This is a genomic window from Dethiothermospora halolimnae, from assembly GCF_037577855.1.
Lineage (GTDB): Bacteria > Bacillota > Clostridia > Tissierellales > VENL01 > Dethiothermospora > Dethiothermospora halolimnae.
In genome coordinates this window covers 1-7,262 of record NZ_JBAKFX010000101.1, presented here as the reverse complement: position 1 = coordinate 7,262, position 7,262 = coordinate 1, and the positions used below count along the sequence as shown (strand labels likewise).

Below are 7,262 nucleotides of genomic sequence, written 5' to 3'. Positions count from 1 at the left end.
ATTGGTCTTAATTTTATCTTGTCAATAAAATTGTACCCTATTTTTGGGGGGTGGCAAGTATTTTATATATAAATTTGTAAAAATAAAGGTTTTGTCAAGGTTTTTTGATAAAACTTTTGACAAAACCCTTATAAATTAGGAGGGGATGGAATGAAAAGAATATTTATATCTTTTATATTATTAGTAATGATCTTATCGGGATGTTTCCAAGGAGACACTGATAAAAAATCAATTTCAAATAACTTATTAGAAGAAACAAATAAAGATGAGGTAACGATAGCTATTTGGGAGGATGACTATCATTATTATCAAGTAAACTTTAAAATGCTAGTATATGGTCTTGATGAAATTGAAAAAGAAACGGGATTAAAAATAAAGTATGATATTATAAAAGGAGAAACTCAAGAAGAGTTTTTTAAAAAGTTAAATACCAAATTATATCTAGATAAGGGACCTACACTAATATACCTTTGTGAAACCCCAATAAAGATATATACAGATAGTGGTGTGGCTTTAAATTTAGATGGGAAATTAAAAAATTTAAATAAAATATATGATTCTATAAAAGATAAAAATAATTATTTTATTCCTATAGGAATGAACAAAGAAATTTGTTTAATAGATAAAGATGAATTTGCTTATTTAGATATAAAAGAACCAGAATATAATTGGAGCTGGGAGGATTATAAAAATATTAGAGATAAATGGTTAGAGAAAAACGAAGTGAAGCTAAGACGTCAATTTATAAGAAAGATTTATGATTATAGTATTAATCAATTAGATATTATAGACACAAAAAATAAAAAAGCAAATATAAATACAGAAGAAATAAAAAAGTGCATTAAAGGGTTAAGGAAAGAATTTTTTGGGGGAAAATATATATTGCCAAAAGATTTTAAAGAGGAAGATTACTATAATGCATATTTCACCACTAAAAAAATATCAGAACAGGAGAAGGAAGGATATAAAAATTTTATAAGATATAATCAAAATTATATATATATATATACACAAGAAAACGAATTATATCCATATGCTATAGATAAAACTATTGAGGAAGAAAACGGTATGATAGTATCTAACATTAAAAATAGAGATAGAAATTTATCATTAGGAGGCTTCTTAATAAATAGAAATGGGGAAAATATAGAAGAGGGAGTAAAGCTTATAGATTACTTATTAAGTGATGAGGTACAGATGAGGCTTTATAATACAAGAATAGAAATGTATGTACTATCTTTTTATCCAGTAAATAAAGATATAGAAGATGAAATAAAAAAGCTTGAGAAAAATAGAGACTTAAATGATAAAGCATTGAGGATAAAAGCAGAAGAATTAGAAAAAATAAAAAGTGGAGAAAATAAACCTAAATTAACCTATGAAGATCAAAATATGAGCATATATATACTAAAAGATAAGCTATATAAGGACATATTTAAGCTAGTATTTGCAGATGAAGAGTACAGTGATAGTAAGTTAGAAAGAAAGCTACAGGAGCTAGAGAATCAGTATAATATATATTTAAATGAATAGGAAAAACAATTGTTAATTGTGAATTATTGTGGCGACAACTTAGTTTTAGGAGGTGTCGCCGTTTTTGTTATCACATAATAAGGGTTCAAAATTTAAAAATATGATATAATATAGTTAATAAGTAATTTAGGAAGTGACAAGATGGATAGAAATATACATCATCCCCACGACGTAGGATATAAACATATATTTTCCTATAAGGAAACTTTTTTAGAGTTATTAAGAAGTTTTGTTAATAAAGAGTGGGTGAAATTAATAAAAGAGGAAAATTTAACATTAGTAAACAAATCATATATTTTGGGAGACTTTGAAGAAGAGGAGTCGGATATTGTATATAAGATAAATGTAGGTGGAAAAGAAATAATATGTTATGTATTATTAGAATTTCAGTCTAAGGTTGACTTTCAGATGCCAATGAGATTGTTATTTTATATGACAGAGATATGGAGAGAAATATTAAAAAATACTACAAAGCGAGAAAAAAGAAGAAAAGGCTTTAGATTACCATCTATTATACCGATAGTTTTATACAATGGTAAAAATAATTGGACAGCTTGTAGAAGCTTTAAAGAGATATTAAATGGATATGAACTATTTGAGGATAATATATTAGACTTTAGTTATATATTATTTGACATAAATAGATATGAGGAAAAAGAGCTATATAATCTTTCAAATTTGGTATCATCAATATTTTTATTGGACCAAGAAATAGACCAAAAAGAACTAATAAGAAGACTAACAAAGATGAAATATATATTAAAGAAAATAAGTCCAGAACAATTTGATGTATTTAAACAGTGGTTAAAAAAGATAATTAAGCCTAGATTAGATAAAGACATGGAAAAGGATGTAGATGAAGTTTTAGATAAATCTAATCAAAAGGAGGTAGATAAAATGGTTCATAATTTGGAAAGAACATTAGATAATATTAAAAAAGAAGGAATAAAAGAAGGGATGGAAAAAGGAGAAAAAAATAAAGCCATAGAGATAGCTTTAAAAATGTTAAAGGAAGAGTTGGACATTAATATGATAGTAAACATAACGGGATTAAATGAGAAGGAAGTATTAAGTTTAAAAAAGAAAATAAATAAGCAAAGACACTAAGGAAAATATAATTTAACTTGCTAAAAGCACCTAATGGACACAGTTGTTCTGAGGTGCTTTATTTTTTACATAAAAAATGAACTTTTCCATATATTGAATACTCTTATATATATAAGAGTTAATATAGGGAGGTTATAGATATGAAAAAAGTATTATGCATTATATTTTCTATTATGTTACTACTAGCTTCATGTACAAATGAAGATGATATCGATAGTAAAAAGGTAGAGAGTACTAATAGTGAAGAAGTAGAAGATAAAGAGATAACCATAGCTGTATGGGATATGTATTATTATAATGAAAAAGTGGCTGATATGGCTGAGTTTGATGATGTATGTACATATAATGGTATTAGCGATATAATAGTTGAATTTGATGTAATTAGGGCTAGGGATTATAAAGAGTTTTTGGATAAACTAAATGTTAAGTTATATTTAGACGAAGGTCCTACCCTTATACGGATACCTGATATGTCGTTTATTTATAAAATGTTTAAAGAAAAAGGAATAGCAGAGAAAATAGATAATGATAAGGTACCTAATATTAATAATATATATGACTTTTATTTAGAAGATGAAGTATATTTTGTACCTATAGGTGCAAGGTATTTGTGTACGTCATTTAATAAAGGTCAGATAGAAAAACTAAATATAGAAATGCCTAATTTAAACTTAACAGCAGATGAATACTATGATATAAGAAAAAAATGGGTAGAATACAATGCCCCAATAGAAATCTCATGGAGTGATGTAAGTGATATAGTAACAGATAAGTTGAATAATATGAATATATTTAGTGAAGATTATAAAGCAATAAACATAGATACTAAAATAATGAGAGAAAATATAAAGACTATGAAAAAGGAAATATATTCAGGAAAATATATTTTGCCAAATGACTTTACATATGAAGACTACTATAAAGCCTGTTTTGATTTTAGTCATCAGGACAGAAGTAAATATGAAGAATTTAGGACTAAAGGGATGTCAATCTACTATTTCAATTCTATGTCATCTAATGGGTTAAAAACAGCTAGTATAAAAACTGGTATTATGGAGGATAGGATAAGCTTTCCAAATATTGAACATCCTAAATATAATGTGGATTTAGGTGGGTTTATAGTTAATAAAAATGGGAAAAATAAAGAGTTAGGATATAAGTTTTTAAACAGACTTTTGGGAGAAGAATTTCAAATGAAAATGTATAAAGGTAAGTACACATATGCTCCAGTAATAAAAACAGTAGAAGATGATATAGACAAAATAGAGTCAGAGCAGGATTTAGAGCCAGAGGTTACAGAGCTTAAAAATTATATACATGACAAAATGGAAAAAGGAGAAATAAAACCAAAATTATATAGAAATGATAGAACATTAAAGACATTTAACTTAAGAAGGAAACTCTATAAAGACTTATTTAAGTTTATATTTACAGAAGAGGAATATAGTGATGAAGAATTAAGCAGGAAGTTAAAGGAGTTAGAGGATAGGTATAGTGTTTATTTAAATGAATAGGGAGTACAATTGCTAATTGTTAATTGTGAATGGTTAATTGTTAATTATTGTGGCGACAACTTAGGTTTAGGAGGTGTCGCCGTTTTTGTTATCACATAATAAGGGTTCAAAATTTTAAAATATGATATAATATAGTTAATAAGTAATTTAGGAAGTGATAAGATGGATAGAAATATACACCATCCCCATGACGTAGGATATAAACATATATTTTCCCATAAGGAAACTTTTTTAGAGTTATTAAGAAGTTTTGTTAATAAAGAGTGGGTGAAATTAATAAAAGAGGAAAATTTAACATTAGTAAACAAATCATATATTTTGGGAGACTTTGAAGAAGAGGAGTCGGATATTGTATATAAGATAAATGTAGGTGGAAAAGAAATAATATGTTATGTACTATTAGAATTTCAGTCTAAGGTTGACTTTCAGATGCCAATGAGATTGTTATTTTATATGACAGAGATATGGAGAGAAATATTAAAAAATACTACAAAGCGAGAAAAAAGAAGAAAAGGCTTTAGATTACCATCTATTATACCGATAGTTTTATACAACGGTAAAAATAATTGGACAGCTTGTAGAAGTTTTAAAGAGATATTAAATGGATATGAACTATTTGATGATAATATATTAGACTTTAGTTATATATTATTTGACATAAATAGATATGAGGAAAAAGAGCTATATAATCTTTCAAATTTGGTATCATCAATATTTTTATTGGACCAAGAAATAGACCAAAAAGAACTAATAAGAAGACTAACAAAGATGAAATATATATTAAAGAAAATAAGTCCAGAACAATTTGAAGTATTTAAACAGTGGTTAAAAAAGATAATTAAGCCCAGATTAGATAAAGACATGGAAAAGGATGTAGATGAAGTTTTAGATAAATCTAATCAAAAGGAGGTAGATAAAATGGTTCATAATTTGGAAAGAACATTAGATAATATTAAAAAAGAAGGAATGAAAGAAGGAATAGAAAAAGGAATCAGAACAGGAGAAAAAAATAAAGCTATAGAGATAGCTTTGAAAATGTTAAAAGAAGAGTTGGACATTAATATGATAGTAAATATAACGGGATTAAATGAGAAGGAAGTATTAAGTTTAAAAAAGAAAATAAATAAGCAAAGACACTAAGGAAAATATGATTTAACTTGCTAAAAGCACCTAATGGACACAGTTGTTCTAGGGTGCTTTATTTTTTTAGGTAATTGTATTTGATTATATAGCAGTACTTAATGATGGGTTCTCCTTTATAGCCCATATCTTAACGCAAAAGATATGATATAATTACTTATAACTACATAATTACCAATATAAACTAAAAAAGAAAGGAGAAATTTTATGAAAAGAGTAGTCATAATAATTTTAGTTATGGCATCACTATCATCTTTATTTGGATGTACTACAGGTGACAATGAAAAGAAAATAACATCAGATAATTCTTTGAAAGAAGAAATTGAAAATAAAGAAGATAACTCCAATGACAGCATTGATGATAAAAAAGGTGTAAAGGAAGATGAAGTTACAATAGCTATATGGGATCCTTATTACTGGGAATTGCAAATAAAGTTTCCAATGTTAAGGGGAGAACTTGCTAAAATAAAAGAAAAAACGGGAATAAATATTAGATACGATGTGATAGAGGCAGAGAATCAGCAGGAGTTTATAAAAAAGTTGAATACCAAGTTATATTTGGATAAGGGGCCAACTTTAATATATTTTTATAATATGCCTACCAAGATATATACAGAAAGTGGAGTTGCATTAAATTTAGAGGGGAAAATAGAGAACTTAGATAATATATATGATTCTATTAGGGATAAAAATAATTATTTTGTTCCTATAGGTATGGAAACGAATTTTATAGAGCTGAACAAATATGAATCCAGTAAAATGGGGATAGAAGAACCCGACTTAAATTGGAGTTGGGATGATTATATAACTATTAGAGATAAGTGGTTAAAGGAAAATGGAAGAAAACTTAAAAGCCGTTTAATTAGTGAAACATATTATCATAAGATTAATGAAATAGATATTATAGATATGAAAAGTAAAAAAGCCAATATAAATACTAAAGAAGTGAAAGACACAATCAAAGATTTAAGAGATGAATTTTTATATGGCAAATATGAAGTTCCAAATAATTTAAAAGAGGAGGATTATTATAAAATATTCTTTGACTTTAATAATCTAACTAAAGAGGAACAGACAAAGTACAATAATTTTGATAGCTTACCATTAAACTATATATTCCACTATCCATCAGAGAATGGATTATATACTTCAACACTAGACAATAAAATAAGAAAAAATAAAGCAGTACTACCTTATACTGGGGCTAGAGGTGAGAATGTATATTTAGCAGGATTTTTAGTAAATAAAAATGGCAAGAATATAGATAATGCTATAAAATTTTTAAATTATATTTTAAGTGATAAAACCCAGATGAAACTTTATGCTGATTTCAAAAAGCTTGGAAGTCGATTTTATCCTGTAAATAAAAATATAGAAAATAAAATCAAAAAAGTCGAAAAAAACGGAGACTTTAATGAAAAAGCATTACAGTTAAAAGAATATCAACTAGAAAAAATAAAGAGTGGAGAATATAAGACTAAGATAGTATATAAAGACCAAAATATGAAAATGTTTACTCTAAGAAATAAGCTATATAAGGATATATTTAAGCTAGTATTTGCAGATGAAGAGTACAGTGATAGTAAGTTAGAAAGAAAGTTACAGGAGTTAGAGAATCAGTATAATATATATTTAAATGAATAGGGAAGACAATTGTTAATTGTGAATGGTTAATTGTTAATTATTGTGGCGACAACTTGGTTTTTATTAGTGACCGCTATTTTTATTATTAAGATAAATTTAAATTAATATATAATAGTTTTTCTATGTAAAGTGTACTTTGTGTAAAATATACGATATAATTACTTATAACAACATAATTACCAATAAAAGATAAAGATGGGGGAGTTTATGAAGAGAATAGTTATATTGATCGTAATTATGGTATTATTAGTATTTTTATCTGGATGTGCTACAGATAGTAATGAAAAGAAAACAACATCTGATGACACTTTAAGAAAAGAGATT

The 7,262-nt window shown here is 26.3% G+C and carries 5 protein-coding genes; all 5 read left to right on the top strand.

Annotation, left to right across the window (positions count from 1 at the left end):
• Nucleotides 1-150 precede the first annotated feature (150 nt).
• Nucleotides 151-1,533 (top strand): extracellular solute-binding protein, encoded by a 1,383-nt coding sequence (locus V6137_RS20225; RefSeq protein ID WP_425449754.1) that lies wholly within the window; start codon nt 151-153, stop codon nt 1,531-1,533.
• A gap of 141 nt (nt 1,534-1,674) precedes the next feature.
• Nucleotides 1,675-2,640: an Rpn family recombination-promoting nuclease/putative transposase gene (locus tag V6137_RS20220; RefSeq protein WP_425449753.1), complete on the top strand. Its 966-nt coding sequence runs from the start codon at nt 1,675-1,677 to the stop codon at nt 2,638-2,640.
• Between the two features lie 140 nt (nt 2,641-2,780).
• The gene (locus tag V6137_RS20215) at nt 2,781-4,154 is read left to right on the top strand and encodes an extracellular solute-binding protein (protein ID WP_425449752.1); all 1,374 of its coding nucleotides are present in this window, start codon (nt 2,781-2,783) and stop codon (nt 4,152-4,154) included.
• A 162-nt stretch (nt 4,155-4,316) separates the two neighbouring features.
• Nucleotides 4,317-5,294, top strand: coding sequence for an Rpn family recombination-promoting nuclease/putative transposase (locus V6137_RS20210; RefSeq protein ID WP_425449751.1), 978 nt, complete (start codon nt 4,317-4,319; stop codon nt 5,292-5,294).
• Between the two features lie 207 nt (nt 5,295-5,501).
• On the top strand, nt 5,502-6,938 hold the full coding sequence (locus tag V6137_RS20205; RefSeq protein ID WP_425449750.1) for an extracellular solute-binding protein: 1,437 nt from the start codon (nt 5,502-5,504) through the stop codon (nt 6,936-6,938).
• The last annotated feature ends 324 nt before the right edge of the window (nt 6,939-7,262 follow it).

Bases quoted from the DNA above. Each gene is read 5' to 3' on its own strand.
- V6137_RS20225 (WP_425449754.1), top strand. From the start codon at position 151: ATGAAAAGAATATTTATATCTTTTATATTATTAGTAATGATCTTATCG.
- V6137_RS20220 (WP_425449753.1), top strand. From the start codon at position 1,675: ATGGATAGAAATATACATCATCCCCACGACGTAGGATATAAACATATA.
- V6137_RS20215 (WP_425449752.1), top strand. From the start codon at position 2,781: ATGAAAAAAGTATTATGCATTATATTTTCTATTATGTTACTACTAGCT.
- V6137_RS20210 (WP_425449751.1), top strand. From the start codon at position 4,317: ATGGATAGAAATATACACCATCCCCATGACGTAGGATATAAACATATA.
- V6137_RS20205 (WP_425449750.1), top strand. From the start codon at position 5,502: ATGAAAAGAGTAGTCATAATAATTTTAGTTATGGCATCACTATCATCT.